At 65.8% G+C, this 19,994-nt stretch carries 20 protein-coding genes; 7 read left to right on the forward strand and 13 right to left on the reverse strand.

What is annotated here, in order from left to right; all coding sequences use genetic code 11:
• Positions 1-52 precede the first annotated feature (52 nt).
• Positions 53-616, reverse strand: a complete 564-nt coding sequence (locus AC5P7A_RS13535) for an adenylate kinase (RefSeq protein WP_032956019.1) — start codon at positions 614-616, stop codon at positions 53-55.
• Positions 617-752: 136 nt separating this feature from the next.
• Here AC5P7A_RS13535 and AC5P7A_RS13540 point away from each other — a divergent pair, with 136 nt between their 5' ends.
• The 3 genes from AC5P7A_RS13540 (at position 753) to AC5P7A_RS13550 (ending at position 3,479) form a co-directional block, all read left to right on the forward strand.
• Positions 753-2,009 carry a 6-phosphofructokinase gene (locus AC5P7A_RS13540; protein ID WP_014648312.1) on the forward strand — a complete coding sequence of 419 codons (1,257 nt, stop codon included), beginning with the start codon at positions 753-755 and terminating at the stop codon, positions 2,007-2,009.
• A gap of 165 nt (positions 2,010-2,174) precedes the next feature.
• Positions 2,175-2,969 carry a hypothetical protein gene (locus AC5P7A_RS13545; RefSeq protein WP_046432358.1) on the forward strand — a complete coding sequence of 265 codons (795 nt, stop codon included), beginning with the start codon at positions 2,175-2,177 and terminating at the stop codon, positions 2,967-2,969.
• Positions 2,970-3,089: 120 nt separating this feature from the next.
• On the forward strand, positions 3,090-3,479 hold the full coding sequence (locus AC5P7A_RS13550; protein WP_014648313.1) for a DUF488 domain-containing protein: 390 nt from the start codon (positions 3,090-3,092) through the stop codon (positions 3,477-3,479).
• Between the two features lie 72 nt (positions 3,480-3,551).
• Here AC5P7A_RS13550 and AC5P7A_RS13555 read toward each other — a convergent pair whose 3' ends face one another.
• A complete protein-coding gene (locus AC5P7A_RS13555; RefSeq protein ID WP_014648314.1) occupies positions 3,552-4,055 on the reverse strand; it encodes a hypothetical protein in 504 nt (167 codons plus the stop codon).
• A gap of 355 nt (positions 4,056-4,410) precedes the next feature.
• On the opposite strand from AC5P7A_RS13555, the gene AC5P7A_RS13560 reads away from it, so the two are divergent.
• On the forward strand, positions 4,411-6,438 hold the full coding sequence (locus AC5P7A_RS13560) for a sodium-translocating pyrophosphatase (protein WP_495220207.1): 2,028 nt from the start codon (positions 4,411-4,413) through the stop codon (positions 6,436-6,438).
• 21 nt (positions 6,439-6,459) lie between these two features.
• Here AC5P7A_RS13560 and AC5P7A_RS13565 read toward each other — a convergent pair whose 3' ends face one another.
• From AC5P7A_RS13565 to AC5P7A_RS13575, 3 genes are all read right to left on the reverse strand, one after another.
• Positions 6,460-6,951, reverse strand: coding sequence for a hypothetical protein (locus tag AC5P7A_RS13565; RefSeq protein WP_136191767.1), 492 nt, complete (start codon positions 6,949-6,951; stop codon positions 6,460-6,462).
• Positions 6,948-7,433, reverse strand: a complete 486-nt coding sequence (locus tag AC5P7A_RS13570) for a hypothetical protein (RefSeq protein WP_136191766.1) — start codon at positions 7,431-7,433, stop codon at positions 6,948-6,950. Before AC5P7A_RS13570 ends, AC5P7A_RS13565 begins: the two co-directional genes overlap by 4 nt.
• 162 nt (positions 7,434-7,595) lie before the next feature.
• Positions 7,596-8,183: a biliverdin-producing heme oxygenase gene (locus AC5P7A_RS13575; RefSeq protein ID WP_111206098.1), complete on the reverse strand. Its 588-nt coding sequence runs from the start codon at positions 8,181-8,183 to the stop codon at positions 7,596-7,598.
• A 108-nt stretch (positions 8,184-8,291) separates the two neighbouring features.
• Between AC5P7A_RS13575 and AC5P7A_RS13580 the strand changes: the two genes are divergently transcribed.
• Positions 8,292-8,549 carry a DUF2789 domain-containing protein gene (locus AC5P7A_RS13580; protein WP_495220208.1) on the forward strand — a complete coding sequence of 86 codons (258 nt, stop codon included), beginning with the start codon at positions 8,292-8,294 and terminating at the stop codon, positions 8,547-8,549.
• Positions 8,550-8,843: 294 nt separating this feature from the next.
• Here the strand turns inward: AC5P7A_RS13580 and AC5P7A_RS13585 are convergent, their stop codons facing one another.
• Genes AC5P7A_RS13585 through AC5P7A_RS13595 form a run of 3 tightly spaced genes read right to left on the reverse strand, consistent with a single transcriptional unit; the run spans position 8,844 to position 10,311 of the window.
• Positions 8,844-9,323, reverse strand: coding sequence for a hypothetical protein (locus AC5P7A_RS13585; RefSeq protein WP_049440576.1), 480 nt, complete (start codon positions 9,321-9,323; stop codon positions 8,844-8,846).
• A complete protein-coding gene (locus AC5P7A_RS13590) occupies positions 9,320-9,811 on the reverse strand; it encodes a hypothetical protein (RefSeq protein WP_049440578.1) in 492 nt (163 codons plus the stop codon). The genes AC5P7A_RS13585 and AC5P7A_RS13590 overlap by 4 nt, the downstream gene beginning before the upstream one ends.
• Positions 9,808-10,311: a hypothetical protein gene (locus AC5P7A_RS13595; RefSeq protein ID WP_049440579.1), complete on the reverse strand. Its 504-nt coding sequence runs from the start codon at positions 10,309-10,311 to the stop codon at positions 9,808-9,810. The genes AC5P7A_RS13590 and AC5P7A_RS13595 overlap by 4 nt, the downstream gene beginning before the upstream one ends.
• Positions 10,312-10,497: 186 nt before the next feature.
• Here AC5P7A_RS13595 and ppa point away from each other — a divergent pair, with 186 nt between their 5' ends.
• Positions 10,498-11,034 (forward strand): inorganic diphosphatase, encoded by a 537-nt coding sequence (gene ppa, locus AC5P7A_RS13600; RefSeq protein ID WP_005410935.1) that lies wholly within the window; start codon positions 10,498-10,500, stop codon positions 11,032-11,034.
• 152 nt (positions 11,035-11,186) lie between these two features.
• Complete coding sequence (locus AC5P7A_RS13605) at positions 11,187-12,308, forward strand: HDOD domain-containing protein (protein ID WP_014038392.1); 1,122 nt, start codon at positions 11,187-11,189, stop codon at positions 12,306-12,308.
• Positions 12,309-12,367: 59 nt separating this feature from the next.
• Here AC5P7A_RS13605 and AC5P7A_RS13610 read toward each other — a convergent pair whose 3' ends face one another.
• The 5 genes from AC5P7A_RS13610 to AC5P7A_RS13630 all read right to left on the reverse strand — a co-directional run bounded on the left by AC5P7A_RS13610 (position 12,368) and on the right by AC5P7A_RS13630 (position 19,916).
• Positions 12,368-12,577, reverse strand: coding sequence for a hypothetical protein (locus tag AC5P7A_RS13610; RefSeq protein ID WP_049440581.1), 210 nt, complete (start codon positions 12,575-12,577; stop codon positions 12,368-12,370).
• 169 nt (positions 12,578-12,746) lie between these two features.
• A complete protein-coding gene (locus tag AC5P7A_RS13615; protein ID WP_014648326.1) occupies positions 12,747-15,596 on the reverse strand; it encodes a TonB-dependent receptor plug domain-containing protein in 2,850 nt (949 codons plus the stop codon).
• Positions 15,597-15,645: 49 nt separating this feature from the next.
• A complete protein-coding gene (locus AC5P7A_RS13620) occupies positions 15,646-16,545 on the reverse strand; it encodes a helix-turn-helix transcriptional regulator (protein WP_032955994.1) in 900 nt (299 codons plus the stop codon).
• 115 nt (positions 16,546-16,660) lie between these two features.
• A complete protein-coding gene (locus AC5P7A_RS13625; protein ID WP_046432401.1) occupies positions 16,661-18,985 on the reverse strand; it encodes a winged helix-turn-helix domain-containing protein in 2,325 nt (774 codons plus the stop codon).
• A gap of 259 nt (positions 18,986-19,244) precedes the next feature.
• Positions 19,245-19,916: an ion channel gene (locus tag AC5P7A_RS13630; RefSeq protein ID WP_014648329.1), complete on the reverse strand. Its 672-nt coding sequence runs from the start codon at positions 19,914-19,916 to the stop codon at positions 19,245-19,247.
• Positions 19,917-19,994 lie beyond the last annotated feature (78 nt).

Raw genomic sequence — 19,994 nt, forward strand, 5'->3', positions numbered from 1 at the left:
GTTTTTTTGCGCCCGGGGAGCCGGCAATTCGCGCCGGCCCGGCCCGGCCGGATCAGGCCTTGATCGCCGCCAGGATGCGGGCTTCGATCTCGTCCAGCTCACCGACGCCATCGACGCGGGCCAGGGTGCCACGGCCGGCGTAGAAATCGACCACCGGGGCGGTCTGCTCGTTGTAGACCTGCAGGCGCTGGCGCACCGCTTCCGGATTGTCGTCGGCGCGGCCCTGCTCCTTGGCACGACCGGCGATGCGATCCACCAGCAGCTCGGTGGCCACGTCCAGCTGCACCACGGCGTCCAGCGGCTGGCCGATCTTGGCCAGCAGGCCGTCCATCGCATTGGCCTGGGCCACGTTGCGCGGGTAGCCATCGAGGATGAAGCCCTTGGCGACATCAGCCTGGGTCAGGCGCGACTCCAGCATGCCCAGCAGGATGTCGTCCGACACCAGGTTGCCGGCATCCATCACCGTCTTGGCCTGCTTGCCCAGCTCGGTGCCGGCGGCGATTTCCGCGCGCAGCATGTCACCGGTCGAAATGTGGGCGATGCCCAGCTTTTCCTTCAGGCGCGTCGCCTGTGTCCCCTTGCCCGAACCGGGCGGTCCCAACAGAACCAATCGCATTGACCTGACTCCAACGTGTTGAAAACAAAGAAGGTTCGCGTCCCGGACGGTCCGGTATCGCTGCACCGCAATAGCGCCACTTTACCGCATCCGGGTAATGTCCCTGCAATGTCCCCTCCCCCGAGCAGGTAGAAGCATGCGCAACGGTACTCTCCTTTATGCCCAGTCCGGCGGTGTCACCGCCGTCATCAACGCCACGGCGGCGGCGGTGATCGAGCAGGCGCGGGCCAAGGGCATCAAGGTCCTGGCCGCCCGCAACGGCATCCTCGGCGCCCTGCGCGAGGAGCTGATCGACACCAGCAAGGAGAGTGCCGCGGCCATCCGCGCGCTGGCCCATACCCCGGGCGGTGCCTTCGGCTCGTGCCGGGTCAAGCTGAAATCACTGGACGCCGACCGTGCCCGCTACGACCGCCTGCTGGAGGTGCTGCGCGCGCACGACGTGCGCTGGTTCCTCTACAACGGCGGCAACGACTCGGCCGATACCGCGCTGAAGGTCTCGCAGCTGGCCAAGGCCTCCGGCTACGACCTGACCTGCATTGGCGTGCCCAAGACCATCGACAACGATCTGGCGGTGACCGACACCTGCCCCGGCTTCGGCTCGGCGGCCAAGTACACCGCCGTCTCGGTGCGCGAGGCGGCGCTGGACGTGGCGGCGATGGCCGAGACCTCCACCCGCGTCTTCATTTACGAGGCGATGGGCCGCCACGCCGGCTGGCTGGCCGCGGCCGCCGGCCTGGCTGGCAACGGTGATGACGAAGCACCGCACATCATCCTGCTGCCCGAGCGCGCCTACGACGAGGCCGCATTCCTGGCCAAGGTGAAGGCCGTGGTCGAGCGCGTCGGCTACTGCGTGGTGGTGGCGTCGGAAGGTATCGCGACCGCAGATGGCCGCTTCGTCGCCGACGCAGGCGGCGGCAAGGACTCGTTCGGTCACTCGCAGCTGGGCGGCGTGGCCGCGCACCTTGCTGCACGGGTCAAGGACCAGCTGGGCCTGAAGGTGCACTGGGCGCTGCCCGACTACCTGCAGCGCTCGGCCCGCCACCTGGCCAGCAGGACCGACTGGGAGCAGGCACAGGCGGTCGGCAAGGCCGCCGTGCAGCTGGCACTGAAGGGCCAGAACGGCGTGATGCCGGTGATCGTGCGCAGCAGCGATGCGCCCTATCGCTGGAAGATCGAAGCGGCCCCGCTGTCGAAGATCGCCAACCACGAGAAGAAGATGCCAGCCGGCTTCATCCGCCGCGATGGCTTCGGCATCACCGCCAAGGCGCGCGCCTACCTGTCGCCGCTGATCAAGGGCGAAGCGCCGCTTCCCTATGGCACCGACGGCCTGCCGAAGTACGTGACACTGAAGAACGTGGCGGTGAAGCAGAAGCTGCCGGCCTTCGAGGGCTGAAGTGTGCCTGCGTCCTGTGCGGCGCACAGGGCGCATTGCGGCGGCCGCCGAAGCGCCCCACAATCGGGCTCCGGCCCGGGGCAAAGGGGCCGCTGCAAGCCAGATTCGACGCTGCCCGGCCCTCAAGGCCCGGGCCCGTGCTGCCATTCCACAAGGACTGTAACCATGAAGCACCCGATCCTGATCGCCGCGCTGCTGTGCGGTGCTGCCGCGCCGGCCTTCGCTGCGACCTGCGAAAGCAACTTCCAGAAGAAGGGCAATCCCTTCGTCGGCACTACCTTCACTTCATCGGTCACCCATCCGGACCTGACCGTGGCCAGCGCCATTGGCCAGATGCGGGTGATCGCCAAGAACGCCAACATGGACGTCCTCAGCGAGGACGTGGAAGGCGGCTCGATGCTGATCGAAGAGCCGGAATCCATGGCCCACAAGCCGATTCCGATGATCATCAGTGCCACCTCCGAAGGCGGCCAGGGCACCGTCGGCATGGTGGTGAAGGTCAACAAGGGCGCCATCGCCCCGGCCGACGGCGTGCGCGAAGAAATGTGCAAGCTGCTCAACCAGATCAAACCAGGCAAGGCGGGCGAACAGGCGGCCAAGGCCACTCCGCAGGCCTCGGTGGTGACCATTGCCGCCGACCGCTTCGGCTTCCAGCTGCGCAACCAGAACAAGGACAACCCGGCCGCGGTCGAGCCGCGCTACAAGGGCAAGACCTACGCCATCACCGGTCGCATCACCACCGTGCTGCGCAGTGGCGGCACCTACAACACCAGCTTCGACCTGCCCAGCGATGGCAGCATCGATTTTGAGCGTGTGGCCATTTCCTGCTCGTTCGCAGCCAACCAGGCCGCGTATGCGCTGGCCCTGCGCCCGCGCGAGAAAGTAACGCTGACCGGCGTGGTCGACAGCTACGACCAGATCGGTCGGGTGTTGTGGCTGAAGGACTGCCGCGGCAACTGACCGCTGCCGGCATGGGAAAAGGCCCGGGTGCGCAGGCGCCCGGGCCTTTTCGTTTCCCCAGCGGTTCACGCCTGGCGCACGTGCATCGCAGGATGATGGACGCCCCGCCTGGAGGTCATCATGGCACTGCGTGTTGTTCGTCTCGGCAGCCCGCGCCAACCCGGTGAGGGCCTGCGCATCGGCACCGTGCGGCGACCACCGCGCGGCGTGCCCCGCAGCGAATTCGCGAAACGGGACTGGTACGACGTCTGGTTCCCGACTCTGTCACCCAGCGCGGAGCTGGTGAAACAGGCCCATGAGGCGAAGACCGCCGCCGACTGGACTGCGTTCTTCCGCCACTACAAGGCCGAGATGAAAGCGCCCGATGCCGCGCACGCGCTGGACCTGCTGGCCGCGATGTCGCAGCACAGCGACCTCAGCGTGGGCTGCTACTGCGAGGACGAAGCGCATTGCCATCGCAGGGCGTTGCGCGAGCTGCTGGTGGCGCGCGGGGCGACGCTGGCGGAGTGAGATCAGCCGGATGCCGGCCAGCGGCCGGCACTACCACGTGGACGACTGCGTGGGCGCAGCGCACGCATCATCTCAATTGCAGGCCTTGCCTTCCATCTGCAGCTGCGCGGCGAACATCGTCACCTGCGGAATCTGGCCGGCTGCCGCCTGCTTCTTGGCCTCTTCCAGATAGATGCGCGACTGGCCCTGCCCATCCAGCTCGACCTTGTTGCTCGACGGCAGGCGCCACACCCGCACCACCGCCTGCTGCGCCGGGCATGCCGCGTTGGGCACGCGGATCACATCGTTGAGCTTCCAGCCCTTGTCGGCACTCGGCTGTGCCTTGGTGTAGTCGACGAAGCGCGCACGTGGCTGGCACTGCTCGCTGGTACGCACGGCGGAGAAGCGGTACGGGGCGGCGGCATCGCCGGTGAACGCACCTTCCAGGCGTGCGCAGGCCTCGGGAATCTGCCGCAGCGTATGCACCGCGCCCACCGCCTGGGGTGCGCCCACGGCACGCTGCAGCTCCGGGGTTTCCGCAGCGAGTGCCGGCACGGCCGGGGCCAGGGCGGCGAGCATCAACAGGGACAGGCGCATGGGGGATCTCCATCGGGACTCCGCGCAGGCTTGCAGAGGCTGGCTTAACGGGGTGCAAAGGCCGGTGGCTCGCAAATCATGCCCTTGCCTGGCGGCGGGTCCGCGCGCATGTCGACGCGTTCATTGGCAGGGCGCCCACGGGTCATGCGGCGCGGCTCCCACGGGCCAGTCGAGCATGGCTCGACTCTACAAAGAGCGGCACGCATACTGCAGGCACCAGGGAATGCTGAACACCGCCATACGTCGGACGACCACCAAGGTCGGTACGGGTTGGTTCCAGGCTGCAGCCCGTCGTCCCCCTCGTGGTGCCGTTCATCGCCACTGGATGCCTACATCCATTCTGCGGAGGGGTCTAATGCTGGAACGTCACGGGCTGTCACTGGCGCTGGGCTGCGCCATTCTCGCGATCCTGTTCGGAATCGTCTCGGCGCGCTGGATCCTGCGCCAACCCACCGGCAATGAGCGCATGGTTGCGATCGCCACCGCGATCCAGGAAGGTGCGCGTGCCTACCTCAACCGTCAGTACCTGACCATCGGCATCGCCGGCGTGGTGCTGTTCGTGCTGGTCGGGGTGTTCCTCAGCTGGTACACCGCGATTGGTTTCGCGGTCGGTGCGGTGCTGTCCGGCGCCGCCGGCTACATCGGCATGAACGTGTCGGTGCGCGCCAACGTGCGCACCGCGGAGGCGGCGCGCCAGGGCATCAGCGCGGCGATGGACGTCGCCTTCCGCGGCGGCGCGATCACCGGCATGCTGGTGGTCGGGCTGGGCCTGCTGGGCGTGGCAGGCTACTACGCACTGCTGCTGCGCATGGGCCTGCCGATGGAGCAGGCGCTGCACGCGCTGGTCGGGCTGGCGTTCGGTTCGTCGCTGATCTCGATCTTCGCGCGGTTGGGCGGCGGCATCTTCACCAAAGGAGCCGACGTCGGCGCCGACCTGGTCGGCAAGGTCGAAGCCGGTATTCCCGAAGATGATCCGCGCAACCCGGCGGTGATCGCCGACAACGTCGGTGACAACGTCGGTGACTGCGCCGGCATGGCCGCCGACCTGTTCGAGACCTACGCGGTGACCGTGATCGCCACCATGCTGCTGGGCAGCCTGATGCTGGCCGAGGCCGGCGCCAACGCGGTGCTCTACCCGCTGGTGCTGGGCGGCGTATCGATCATCGCCTCGATCATCGGTGCGCTGTTCGTCAAGGTGAAGCCCGGCGGCTCGATCATGGGTGCGCTGTACAAGGGCGTGATCGTGTCCGGCGTGCTGGCCGCGATCGCCTTCTACCCGATCACCACCGGCCTGATGTCGGACAACGTACATGGGCCGATGGCGCTGTATGGCTGCGCGCTGATCGGGCTGCTCCTGACCGGCCTGATCGTGTGGATCACCGAGTACTACACCGGCACCCAGTACAAGCCGGTGCAGCACGTGGCACAGGCCTCGACCACCGGCCACGGCACCAACATCATCGCCGGCCTCGGCATCTCTATGAAGTCCACCGCGCTGCCGGTGGTGGCGGTGTGTGCGGCAATCTGGGGCGCGTTCGCGCTGGGGGGCCTGTACGGCATCGCCATCGCCGCCACCGCGATGCTGTCGATGGCCGGCATGATCGTCGCCCTCGACGCCTACGGTCCGATCACCGACAACGCCGGTGGCATCGCCGAAATGGCCGAGCTGCCTTCCGATATCCGCGACATTACCGATCCGCTGGATGCGGTGGGCAACACCACCAAGGCGGTGACCAAGGGCTATGCGATCGGCTCGGCGGCACTGGCCGCGCTCGTGCTGTTCGCCGACTACACGCACAACCTGCAGGCCGCGCATCCCGGACAGGAATTCCGCTTCGACCTCAGCGACCACACGGTGATCATCGGCCTGCTGATCGGCGGCCTGATTCCGTACCTGTTCGGTGCGATGGCGATGGAAGCGGTCGGCCGCGCGGCGGGCGCAGTGGTGGAAGAAGTGCGCCGCCAGTTCCGCGAGATCCCCGGCATCATGCAGGGCACCGGCAAGCCGCAGTACGACAAGGCGGTGGACATGCTGACCCGGTCGGCGATCCGCGAAATGATCGTGCCGTCATTGCTGCCGGTGGCGGTGCCGGTGGTGGTCGGCCTGCTGCTGGGGCCCCGCGCGCTGGGCGGCCTGCTGATCGGCACGATCGTGACTGGCCTGTTCGTGGCCATTTCGATGACCACCGGCGGCGGCGCCTGGGACAATGCCAAGAAGTACATCGAGGACGGCCACTTCGGCGGCAAGGGCAGCGAGGCGCACAAGGCCGCGGTGACCGGCGATACCGTCGGTGACCCGTACAAGGACACCGCCGGCCCGGCGATCAATCCGCTGATCAAGATCATCAACATCGTGGCGCTGCTGCTGGTGCCGCTGTTGTGAATTTCGCAGGACTGACGACCTTCAATGGTCGTCAGTCCTGGCGCTCAGACAATCGGAAATGCTGGAGTAGACACTCGTCCCTGCGCCCGGCAGCGGATCATCAAAGGGATCTTTGGTGGCTGCCGTCGCCAGCAGGATCGCAAGCGGCGTATCTGCAGCCAGGGGAATTTCACAAACCGCTGTCCGGATCTCGTACTCCCCTCTTCCTGTCCCGGGATGGATGCTCCGAGCACTTCCCGCGATGGCCCAATGGCAGCTCTTCAAAATTCCATCGTCTGCACGCACTGCGCAACTCAGATGCACAGGAAGATAGTTGTTGTAGCCGGTATCGCAGATCGCGTCCATGCACGCGATCGTGAACCCCTCGCGCCACTTCGCTTCCAGGGCTTCAAATGCAGCGCGTCCGGCACCCTGCGTGGGGTAGTCCCGTGCGTCCACATAGATAGGCTTCGCCTGCACCATTGAGGCCAGCATCAATCCGCCCACAAGAACCACCCAGTATGCGCGCGTCATGCGAAGCGCCCCGGCAGGCATTCCCTACTCAGACTCAGCAGGGAACGATTGATTCCCGGCAGCGGAACGTTCAGCGGATCAGTATCCAACAGCGCGCTTGCCAACTCCAACGCCCCCAGGTTCTCGGGCAGGGGCAATTCACATCCGGATGTCGTGGTCGTCCCATGCACCACGCCGCTCTGCGGATCCAACTCAAGATGCATGGCTACGAACACCCAATGACACGCGCCGATGAGGCCGCTTCGCGTATCCGCAGAGCACTCGAAATGAAGTGGGCGGTACTGCCCCAACCAGTTCACACAAGCGCTCTGTTCGCACTGTCTGATCAGATCGGAGCGGATTTTCCATGCAGATTCGTGAAAATACGAAGTCTGTTTCGAGTAGGCGCCCAGATCGACATACCCGTGCTCTGAAGCCGTTGCTCCAACGACGAAAGACATGCTCGCAATGCCCGAAATCAACGCGACGATGACCGCTCGCATCTCAAGCTCCAACGATGGATGGGATTCCAGTCTGCGCGCTCGACGCCAACCCGTGCAGCAAGGAACTCCAGAACTCCCTGTCAGGGTTTACCGCATTGAAGCAGACTCATCAGGCAGACTGGAGCCATATCCAGACAGCCCTCCGTACGCAGCAGCAGAGCTTCAGGCGAATTCCAGCTTGACGTAGCCTTGCACGCTGCGGAACGCGGCATCAGCTGCGTCGACCACCTGCTGTTCCTGTTCGGCGTTCAGCGTCACCGCGTCCAGCACGGCGGTGAACTTGCGCCATTGGCCTGCCGCTCCATCGGGGTGCGCGGCCAAGTGGCGGGCGCCGAAGCCACGATCGAGACCGAGCGTGGCGGCCATCTTGTAAAGAACGGCTCCGCCCAGTTTGGAACCTTCGGCCACGTACAACCAGCCCAGGAGGGCCGGCAGCGCCAGATCGCACGGCAATGGCACCCTGTCTACCTCCGGTAGCCTCTGCTCCAGGTCCTGCAGATCACGCGCGATCTGCGCCAGACGACGACGCTCGTCCAGGTCGGGCAGCAGCGCGACCACTGCAGGATGGGCGTACAGCCCATCGATGCTGTGATGAAAGCGGTACTGCACGCGCAGGAAACGGGAAAAATTGCTGCGACTGGCGAAGATGTCGCCGGCCATGATGTGCTTGTCCAGCGCGCCGTGGCTGTCACGGGTGGCGGCCTTGAGCCGAAGGCTGCGGCTCTCTTCAGGAGCAGGGGGTACGTTCACGGGGAAAATGCCAGGAGATGGTGGTGCTATGGACGTTCGCCACAGGGCTTACCCCAAGGCTGTGAACACCGATAATGGACCATCCCTTCTCCCAGCAGGAAACCGATGATGATCACCACCGAACCGCGCATGAAAAACCTGTTCCTGCAGCTGGGCCTGGATGCCAGTGCCGAGGGCATCGCCGGCTTCATTCGTGGGCACCAGTTGCCCGCAGGCGTGGAGGTGGCCGAGGCACCGTACTGGAATGACGCCCAGCGCCAGTTCCTGTCTGAATCGCTGCAGGCCGATGCGGCGTGGACCACCGTGGTGGATGAGCTGAACGAATCCCTGCACGAAGATGCGGTGAAGGCGGCAACCGGTCGATGATTGCCGGGTCATGTGTCGCCAGGTTCGACCTGGCGCTACCGGGTGTCCGGGAGATGCAGATCACGACCTGAACTTCCAGGGGGTCCTTCTCGCGGTCGATCAATAGTGCCGATCACAGCCCACCGCACCCTGCGGTCCGGTGGGATTCCATGCAGCCCCCAGTGCTCCGGGCAATGCCGTGGGCAAGCATCCGGCCCGCGTCGACCGACAGCGGGCCGGGAATCCCAGGCCCGCGCACGCCCTCCAATGCTGGTATGACCCGCTTGCAGTTGTGGACGAGGGCGAGGGCGATACTCAAATGCACTCGCGTAACCCCTCATAGACAGTTGCCGAAGTGCCGGGCAGCGCAACGTTGATCGCATCGTGGGCGGGAGCGGCCTCGAGGGTGTGCAGGAATGCCGCCAGCGACGTGTCAGCAGCCAGTGGCAGCGGACAAGCAAAGCTGCGCACATCCACCTCTATGTGGCCGTCCCTGCGTACCGAGGTGTTGCTGCCGGCGAAGGTCCAGATGCAACCCGCCAGCAGTCCAGTATCCTGATTCACCGAGCAACGCAGGCGCATCGCCTGCAGGTTGTAGTACTCGCCTTCGCAGAAGGTATCTCCGCAGATATCGTCGAATCCGCGCACCAAGGCCCGCTCGATGGCCAGAAAGCGCTGCCAGCCTTCGGCCTGATTCGGATACAGCCGCGCGTCTACATAGGCGGGACCGGCGTGGGCGAGGCCCGTTGCCAGCAGAAGTCCGCAGATGACCCCCAACCGCAGCGCGCCCATCATGCTTCCCTCCCGTGGTGTCCCGGACGGCGCAGGCACTCGGGCAGCACATCGAAAAGACCGGTTCCAGTTCCCGGCAGGGGCCTGAAAATCCCTTCAGGCTGCTGCAGCGCAGCAAAGAAGGTGTCGACCGGGACGCCTGGCCGCAAACCCACTTGGCACACCCAGCGGCCGTTATCGACCCGCACCTGGCCGGTCTGCGGCACGATACCGAGCTCGCTGGCCACGATAACCCAGCTGCAGCCCTGTACGGTTCCGCGCGGCGCCAGTACCGAACAGCGAACCTCCAGCACCCGGTAGTTGCTGTACTCCCCTTCGCAGAACGTATCTGAACAGACGCGGTCGAAGCCCTGTACCAGGGCGCCCTGCAGCGCAAAGAAGCGATCCCAGCTGCCTTCACTGAGCGGGAAGTCGATCAGATCCACATGGGGCCCGTGCGCCAGCGCGGGCGAAGCGGCCGCCAGCAGAGTCGCCAACAGCAGACCATTCATGGCAGGCACTCCTGCAGCAGCTCGAACAGTGAGGACTGCTGGCCTGGCCATGGATTGAACAGTCTGCCGGAGCGGCCTGGCCTCACGTCCATATGATCGAACCAGGTCTGCACTCCCAAACCAGGCGGGAGCGGCAGCTCGCAGACCCAGCTCGACCGGGTTGCCGAGAGGTCTCCCGTCAGCGGATGCACGTCGTGCGAGCTGGCAGCAACGTAGAAGGCGCACTGGCTCACGGTGTCCGAGGCGATCTCGACAGCACACTGCAACCGCAGCGGCGCGTAGTTGTCGAACAGGCCCTGGCAGAAGAATTCGGGACAGAGCTCGCGGAACTCCTCCAGCAGTTCGCGCTCCAGATCGTAAAAGGGTGAATCCCCCGGTGCCAGCCCCGGCCACGGGCGTTCGCCCAGCGGGACAAATCGTGGGCCGGCGCCCGCTGGCGCCGCCGGCAGCAACAGACAAACCAGAAGGGAGGCAGAGCAGCACCAAGCTTTCCAGGTCATGACGGGACTCCTCGGGATGGGGTGCCAGCGTGCGCCCGCTACCTGTCCGGGCCTATCAGGCAAGGCCGGCGCCCCCCGTCAGGCCTTGCCGCGTCGGCAGGTCGGCCCCCCACCCCCTGCACAGCGCCCGGCAAAGGCATAAAATGGTGAGCTATCCGTCTATATCCCCCCCACCTGGAGCACACCATGGGTCTGGAACTCGTCTCGCCCGGCAAGAACCCGCCGGAAGAAATCAACGTCATCATCGAGATCCCGAAGGACTCGGAGCCGGTGAAGTACGAAGTGGACAAGGAAACCGGCGCGATCTTCGTCGACCGCATCCTCTCCACCCCGATGCGCTACCCGTGCAACTACGGCTACGTGCCGAGCACGCTGTGTGGCGACGGCGATCCGGCCGACGTGCTGGTGGTGCTGCCGCTGCCGCTGGTGCCGGGCTCGGTCGTGCGCTGCCGTCCGGTCGGCGTGCTGAAGATGAGCGATGAGGCGGGCAGCGACGAGAAGATCCTGGCCGTGCCGGTCTCGAAGATCTTCAGCGGCTACGCCCACGTCGAAGACATCGCCCAGGTCTCGAGCCACTGGCTGGAGCGCATCGGCCACTTCTTCGAGCACTACAAGGACCTGGAGAAGGGCAAGTGGGTCAAGCTGGACGGTTGGGGCGGCGCCGCTGAGGCCAAGCAGATCCTGATCGAGGCGCACCAGCGCCATCTCGACAGCAAGGCCTGAGCCTGAACCGGATCGCTCCGGCGGTACCCTGCCGGAGCGATGCGGGTCACGTTTCATGACGACGGCACATCACTCTTGCTGCCGTATTAGGTAAATTGCGTCACTTCACACGTCATCGACATCCATCGTCGAGACAGCCAGGGGAATGTGTCGTGCGTATTCTGCTTGTTGGGGATGCAGCCAGCCTGCCGGCCGAGCTGACCGAATTCATTGCCGATCTTGGGGAAGACTGGCAGCCGTTGACCGCCACCGATGGCCAGGCCGCGATGACCGCGGTGGCCACGCAGGGCGTGGACGCGGTGATCGTCTGCCCGCAATTGCCGGATCTCAATGCCACCACGCTGCTGGGGCAGATCCGGACCTTGCGCCCGGAGACCATCCGCATCGCGCTGGTCGATGCGCAGCATGGCAACCGGCCGCCGCCGGCGCGCCTCATTGGTGTCGCCCACCGCTTCCTGCCGCTGCCGCTGGCGCCGGAAGTGCTGCTGGAGGCACTGACCAGCCTGGAAGAACTGCGCGAAGTGCTGGACAGCCCGCGCCTGCGCGATGCCATCGGCCGTATCGAGAAACTGCCCTCGCCGCCGCACCTGTACCTGAGCCTGACCCAGGCCCTGGAACATGACGACGACGCCGACAGTGCCGATGTCGCCAAGCTGGTCGCCGCCGATCCGGCGATCGCCGCCAAGGTGCTGCAACTGTCGAACTCGGCCTTCTTCAGCCAGGGCCGCACCATTGCCGACCTGCGCACCGCCGTGACCCGGCTGGGCCTGGCCACGCTGCGTGACCTGGTGCTGGCCAGCGAAGTGTTCTCCGCACCGACGCTGTCGGCCGCCGAGCGCAACTCGCTGCAACAGCGCGCACTGCTGGCCTCGCGGCTCGCCGCACGCCTGCTGCCCGAATCCAGTGCCGAACTGGGAGCGACTGCCGCGCTGCTGGCCGACATCGGCCTGCTGCTGCCGGGTGTGCGCAACGAGCGCAGCGAGCCCTCGCTGGCCGGCGACACCCGCCCTGGCCATGCCGAGGCCGGCGCCTACCTGCTGGGCCTGTGGGGCTTGCCGATGCCGATCATCGAAGCGGTGGCCTTCCACCTGCAGCCGCAGCGCGCCAACACCCGCAGCTTCTGGGTGACCGGTGCGGTGCACGTGGCCCTGGCGCTGGTCAATGGCGATCCGGTGGACGAGGACTACCTGCAGCGCGCAGGCGTGCTGAACAAACTGCCGCAATGGCGCGAACACGCCAATGCGCTGATGGGACTGGTGCCCAGCGACGCCTGAGCGCGTTGCATGATGTCCGGATGACAGAGGGCGCACCCACAAGGTGCGCCCTTTCCATGTCAGCGGGTACCGCAGGCGTCCTGCACGCAGCGACGGTACTGCGACTCGCAGATGACCGGTGACTTGCCACTGGCCAGGCACTGCTGGCGGAGCTCCTCACAGTAGAGCCCACCGCCGCAGACCCCGAGGCCCTGCGCGAACACTGCGCCCACCAGCGTTGCGTAGATCAATGCAGCGGCGGATGCCTGCCGCAGCAACGTGTTCTTCATATCCCTCTCCACATGCAAGCGTCCGGTAGTGGACCTCCTGACTGTGTTGATTACGACACGACGGGACCGTGACTGCGCTCACCTTCCAACAATTTCCGGAATTCCCCTACAAGAAAAAGGGCGGACCTTGCGGTCCGCCCTCCTTCTGTTGCTACCGCACTTCGATGGATCAGAAGCGCTGGGTGTACTTCATGTACAGGAAGCGACCCACGTCGAAGCCGCCGTAGTAGGCGAACGCCGAGTTCGGAGCCGAGTACTGCAGGGCACCCTTGTGGTCGAACACATTGTTCGCGCCCAGGGCGATGGTCGCATCCCACGGCGCCTTCCAGCTGACCTGCAGGTCGTGGAAGGTGTTGGAACCGGTGTGACGCAGCGGATCGGTCTCACCGTTGGCCATGTGGTTCGGAGCATCGCACCAGCCGTCAGCCAGCGAGATGCAGCTTTCCTTCATGCCCGAGTAGTAGCGCGCGGTGTAGTTCACACCGAAATCGCCGTACTGCCAGTTGACGCCCAGGTTCGAACGCACGCGGAACAGGCCCGGCTCGCTGACGCGGCCGACCATGATGTTGTCGCCCGCGCTGTTCTGGCGCTGCTCGTCGTACTTGGCGGTGTAGCTGGTCTGCCAGTCGATGCTGAACTGACCAATGGCCAGTTCCGGCAGGCGGTACTTGATGCCCAGATCGTAGCCCTGGGTTTCCATCTTGCCGAGGTTGGCGGTGCCGTAGGTGATCGCACTGACGTGGCCGTCAGCCGCACGGGTCACGCTCGAGCAGCGCGAAGCGTTACCCAGCACGTAGCAGTCACGCAGGATGCGGTCGACGCTGTCAGCGATGATCATGTCGCTGATTTCGTACTTGTACCAATCCAGCGACACGTCCAGGCCCTGCACCCAACGCGGGCTCCACACCAGGCCGAAGGTGGTGCTCTTGGAGGTTTCCGGCTTCAGGTTCGGATTGGCACCCGAGATGAACTGGTCACCCGACTGGCACGGCAGGGTCGAACATTCCTTGCCTGCCTGGCCCAGCTGCACGTAGTTGGCCGGCACGCCTGCGCCGGAGCACGCGGCATTGCCTGCAACGCTGCCCGGAGCCTTCACGCCGCACGGATCGATGTAGGACTCGAAGCTCGAGCTCAGGCCACCGTACAGGTCGCTGATGGTCGGAGCGCGGAAGCCCTCGGCGTAGGTGCCGCGGACCAGCAGTTCATCCAGCGGACGCCAGGTCAGGCCGAACTTGCTGTTGGTGGTGCCACCGAAGTTGCTGTAGTCCGAATAACGGCTGGCAACGTTCAGGGTCAGTTCCTTGGCGAAGGCCATGTCGGCCAGCAGCGGCACGTTCAGTTCGAGGTAGACCTCGTTCAGATCGTACTGGCCGCGGGTCGGCTTCTGGCCCAGGCCGGTGGACTGGCCCGACTGTGCGAAGGCGTCCGGCACGTAGCTGCCTTCTTCCTTGCGGTGCTCGACACCCAGGGCGAAGCCCAGGTCGCCGGCCGGCAGGGTCACGATGGCGCCCGACAGGTTGGCGGTGAAGCTGGTGGTCTTGGTGACGCCACGGGTGGTGAAGGTCGGGAACAGGAAGTCCTGCAGCTCCTGGTTCGCCAGCGAGCCCTGACCCTCAACGCCGTACGGCAGCAGCGGGTTCCACGGACGGCAATCGCCCAGGATCGGGTTGGCGGCGGTGCCGCAGCGGGCAACGCCACCGGCATCGATGAACGACGGGCCCAGCGCCTGACGCGCGCCGATCAGGCTCATGTCACCGCGGTTGCTCTTGATCGACTCGTTGCGGTTCCACAGCGCGCCGACATCCCAGTCGAAGGTCTTGCCACCCAGCTCGAAGAAGCCGGTCAGGGTCGGAGCGAAGCGCAGGGTCTTCAGCTGGCTGTCAGTGGTACGCGGCACTTCCCACAGGCGGCGGCGGAAGCTGACGTCCTGGCCAACCGGGTTGAAGGCGCTGTCTGCCGACAGCGGGGTGTTGATCGACTTGGAAGCGGACTGGTACGGATAGCCGGCGATCTGCTGGAACGTCTGGCGCTCGTTGTAGAGCACGTCGGTGTTCAGGCTGATCGAATCGGTGAAGTCGTAGGTGCCGTTGATGTAGACCGACTTGCGCTTCACACCGGTCAGCAGGGTCATCTGCTCGTTCGAGTTGGCGAACTCGTCTTCGGTGATCGCGTGGTAGTCGTTCGGGTTCTTCGGATTGCCACCCGGGTTCAGGGTCTGCCACACCGCGCTCGACTTGCTGCAGTCGTACAGCTTCGGGTTGCACCAGCTGCCGTTCTGGCTGATCGGGCTCCAATCAGCCGAGGTGGAGTTCGGACCCAGCGAGCCGTCACGGCTGTACCAGCGGTCCTTGGCCCACACCGGATCCTGCTTCGAGTACTCGGCCGACAGGGTCAGGCTGCCGCGCTCACCGCGGGCACCGAGGGTCATCGAATAGGTTTCGCTGTCGCCGTCGCCCTTGCCGTACTGGCCGACGTAGACATTGGCTTCGCCGCCGTCGAAGTTCTTGCGGGTGATCACGTTGACCACGCCGGCAATGGCGTCGGAACCGTAGATCGACGAGGCGCCGTCCTTCAGGATCTCGATGCGCTCAACGGCCGACATCGGGATCTGGCTCAGGTCCTGCAGACCCGAGGTCGAAGCGCCCAGGCGCTTGCCGTTCATCAGCACCAGGGTGCGCTCGGCGCCCAGGTTGCGGATGTCGACGTAGTAGCCGCCCACGTTCTCGCCCGAAGCCAGCGACTCCGAACGCGAAATGGCCGGGGAACCGGCCGAGGTCAGGTTGTTCAGCACGTCGGCGACGCTCGAGAAGCCCTGCTTTTCCAGGGATTCGCGGGTCATCGTCAGGATCGGCTGCTGGGTCTCCACCGAGGCGCCGCGGATGCGCGAGCCGGTGACCGAAATGCGGTCCAGGTCGGTGGTGCCCTTTGCTTCCTGAGCCGAAGCAAAGGCCGGCGCCAGCGCCAGCGCAATGCCGGCCGGCAGCAAGCCGAACCGCACTGCGGGATTACGAACGTTCATCTATCTCTCCAAGGTACGTGTTAGCAGCGTGTTAAAACACCCCAGCACGTTACGATTGCGTTGCAGCGCTGTATTTGCGCGAACCAACCGGAGACTTTGCGGATTGTGGCGGGAGCAAGCCGCCGTTCTCCCTGAAGCGCGACGCGGACTGGCCGTAGCGGGCGCGGAACGCACGCGCGAAGCTGCAGCAGTTGTCGAAACCGCTGGCGGCAGCGACCTCGCCCACCATCATGTCGGTGTCGCGCAGCAGATCAGCGGCGCGTTCGAGGCGCAGTCGTGCCGAAAGCGACTGCGGGCTTTCCTCGTACAGGCTCTGGAAGGTCTTGGAGAGGTACCAGCTGGAGAAGTTGGTCAGTTCGGCCAGTTCGCCGATGCGCACCACCCGGTGGCTGTTGCCTTCCAGATAGAGGCGCGCACGCTGCATGCGGCCGAACACCTGGCGCTTGCGGCTGCGCGAGCGGCCTGGGCAGCGCTGCACGTTGTCGGCCAGGCCACGCTGCAGGCCAGCAAGGTGCAGCAGCAGCGGACGCAAGGCCTGGGCCGGCTGGCCGCTGGCCAGCGCATCGCGCCACAAGCGCAGCGCAACGCGGGCGTCACTGCGGTTCATGCGGCCACGACCGGCATACAGGCCACAGTCGGCCATCTCGGTCAGCACGCGAAGCGCTTCAACGTTCAGGTTCAGGCCAACGCACAACCCGTTGCGACCGGCCTGCACCAACGGCCGCGATTCCTTTTCGAAGGCGATCCACTCGCCCTGGCGCAGGCGGAATCGTCCTTCCTTGGCCTCCACCCACGAACTGCCACGCACCTGCATCCAGACAGTGAAGCTGGAGCCGGCGGTCTGCAGGCTGCCCAGCCGGGCCACGCCCAGGCAGGTCGGCGTGACATCGTCGAGCGACCGGTCCAGGGAGACGGTTTGGCCGCGATCGGCCAGCGAGAGTTGACGCATGGGGGCACCACGGATTTGCCTAGTACAGGACTCCGTTTTGCCTAATCAGGCGGCACCGCGTCAGGAAAGTCCGACGAGATCGCCACGAATTCGCGACGAGATCCAGACGAAGAAATTACGAAGGCCCATTTCCACTGAAAAACAATAACTTGGAGAACGCCGGGAACAGCGCGGGGGGGCGTTCGGGCAACCGCATCACACCGATGTCGGCACCATCGCTGACCGCCATCGCCACGAACAGGTCACGCCCGTCAGCGCTGGCGCTGAGTCCGTTGCCGGCGCTGAGCCGTTCCGCATCCAGGCAGCGTTCCGGCTCCGCGCGGCCGGGCAGGATGCGCACGAAGGTGGTGCCACACGTGCTCGAAGTGCCGAGGTAACCGACGCCAGTGTTGCCGGCCACGGTCCAGGCCCGGTATCGCCAGCGGCTGGGCCGGTCATCGCTGATCTGCTGCACGCTGCCCGACGACAACGCGGCGTCGGCCGACCACAGGCCACCTGCGGCCAGGCGGGTGAACAACACGCGGCCACTGCTGCGGTCGAAGCGCGCCTGCGACACCCCTTCGATGCTGGCCAACCGGCGCCAGGGCTGGGTGCTGCGGTCGAACAGACTCAACCGGGTGCGCTGGTCGGCATCGCGCTCGACCACAAACAACTGCTCCGGCGACGCGCCATACAGGGCCTGCAGCGGCTGTTCGGCCGGGACCGGCAAAGGTTGCAGGCGTTCATCGCGTGGCGCGATCTCGTAGACCACCGTGCGCCCATGCGCGTCGCGGCCGACCACGAGCAGCTGGCGGCTGTCGGCCGACCAGTCCGGTGCCTGCCGCGCTTCCGGCCGCAGCCCTTCAATGGGGCGCAGCGAATCCGGCCGCTGCATGTCCGCCCACCACAGGGCGAAGCTGCCGGAGCGATCCGAGGTGAAGACCAGCTGGCGGCCATCCGGCGCTGCCATCGGCTGCCCATCGCGGCCACTGGATGCAAACAGGCGTTCGGGCGCGCCGCTGCCCTGCACCGGCACCTTGAACACGCCGAACTGCGCGCGCCGGTGGACGAAGGCCAGCATCCCGCCACGTCGCGACACGGCGGGCCACTGCGCATCATCCAGGCCGGCATCGCGCAGCGTGTGCCGCTCGACGTCCAGATAATAGAGCCGCGCCTCGCTGTCGACGCGGCGACCGAACACGATGGTGCGGCCATCGTCCAGCCAGGCCCATCCGCGCAGCTCTGCCGCCTCGTTGGTCAGCTGCTCGGGCTTACCGCCCGCGGCCGGCACCCGCCACAGATCGCCCAGCTGCGGATTGCGCACGAACACCAGCCATTGCCCATCGGGCGAGTAGCGCGGTGCGTAGTCGAAGTCGTCCTGGTCGACGCTGTACGCCAGCGCGCGCCACTGACCACTGGCCAGGTCCAGCACGCGGATGCCACGGTGCGCGTAGCGCCCGACCATGCTGCCGAACACCAGGCCGCGACCATCGGGCGTCCAGTCGAAGCTGAGCAGCTCGGTGCCATCGCAGCGCGTGGCCTGGCGCAGGGCGCCACCGGTTGCGCTGGCGATCAGCACCTGGCAGCCACCGTCGGCGGAGAACCGTGCGAAGGCAATTTCGCGACCATCCGGCGACCAGTTCGGGAATCGATCGACGGCACCGGCCGGCGGCGCCAGCAACTGGCGCGCCGGCGCGTTGCCGGAGGTCTGTACCTTGATCGCACCACCGCCGTTGCCATCTTCGTTGGCGCCTTCATAGGCCACCAGCGAACCATCCGGTGACAGCGTGGGATAGGTTTCAAAGCCGCTGGTTGCGGTGATCAACCGATAGGGACGCTGGGGGCTGCCGATCACCCGCGTGCCGTTCTCCACGGCGGCCTCCACCGGCGAACTGCTGGCCGGTGCGCGGCGCAGCAGCAGCGTGGTCATCACCAGCAGCGTGGCCAGCATCAACACGCCCAGCGCCAGCAGCACGCGGCGGCGGACATGGCGCCAGCGGCGGCGCGATTCCTGCGCGCGCGCGGGCAGCACCGCAGCGGCGGCGAGTGCGGGCTGCACGTCCACACCTTCGTCGTCAGGCAAGCCCGCAGCCGACGGCTCCGCATCGTCCAGCGCCTGTACCGGTACCAGAAGCCGATAGCCGGTCTTGGCAATGGTCTCGATGTAGGCCTGGCCGCTGTCGTCGTCGTTGCTGAACGCCTTGCGCAGCTGGGTAACGGCCTGGGTCAGCACATCGTTGGTCGGCAGCGTGTCCGGCCACACCTCGGCGAACAACTCGTCGCGGGTGACCACACGGCCCGGCTGCCGCAGCAGCACGCGCAGCACGCCCAGCGCCTTCGGCGTCAGCCGGCGCGGACGACGCGCACCGACGACCTCGACTTCGCGCGAGGACAGAGTGACGATGCACTCTCCTATCCGTATCCGATCGGACACGGGTGGCTGTATTTCGCTGCTGTTCATTTTCTGCTACACAGTAGAGACAGGTCCCGGGCAGTGTTTGCCTTCGTTACGGTCCCGTCCTGGGAACAGCGAAAAGCCAGACTCCGCACAAAGCATCGGCGCATACCGCAAAAACAATCGAGCGCGCGAATACTAGCCTATGCAAGTTACCTCGCCTATCGCGTGGTCGACATCAGGCTCTCTCTCGCCGACGCATTCACATAATTCGCGACATCATTCGCGCCCTCTTGGGCGCGAAATTTTTATCTGGCGTTCATTTTCACATGCGCCGCAGCATGGTCAATCCGACCAGCCGCGAAACCACCAAAGCCACGTACATCACGCCGGAAAACTGCTCCAGCATGACCAGTGCTCGTGCCTGTGGATGAAGCGGCACGACATCACTCAAGCCGACTCCAGACAGCAAGCTGAAGCTGAGATAAAGCAGCTCCATCCAACTGCGCTGCGCCTGCCCGCCGGTGCCCTGGAAACTGCCCGGATACCACTGCTGGCACACCGCGAACGCGAAGGCGAACGCCCACGCCAGCAGGGTGAAGGTTGCGCCTGCTGCGAACAGTTCGTCGCGGGTGACCTTGTGGTCCTGGAGCATGTAGGCAATCAGGGCGCCAGCCGTGTAGAAGTACAGCAGGCTCTCCAGCACCTGCGCGGTGGTCAGCAATGCGGTGCGCTCGAGCAATGCGCCTGCCAATGAGAACACCACCGAGGGAATGGCCAGCAAAAGCGCCAGCCAGGTGCCCAGCGGGCTGCGCTGGACCACCCACAGCGCCAAGCCGAGTACCGCCATGCCGAACATGCCCAGTGCCGCGCGGCCGGCGGCGGTGTCATCCAGCGCGGGATACAGCAGCACCGCCAGCAGCTGCGCGCCCAGCAACCAGGCCGAAGGATGCCGGCGGGCAATGGCCAGCCAACGGGTGGTCATGGCAACAGGCATGGTGTCCTTTCCCCGGGATGATGGGCGGAGGATAGCCGGGAGCGGCGTGATGAGCGGTAGTGCCGGCCGCGGGCCGGC

Source organism: Stenotrophomonas sp. YJH_SMC_65 (genome assembly GCF_059369475.1).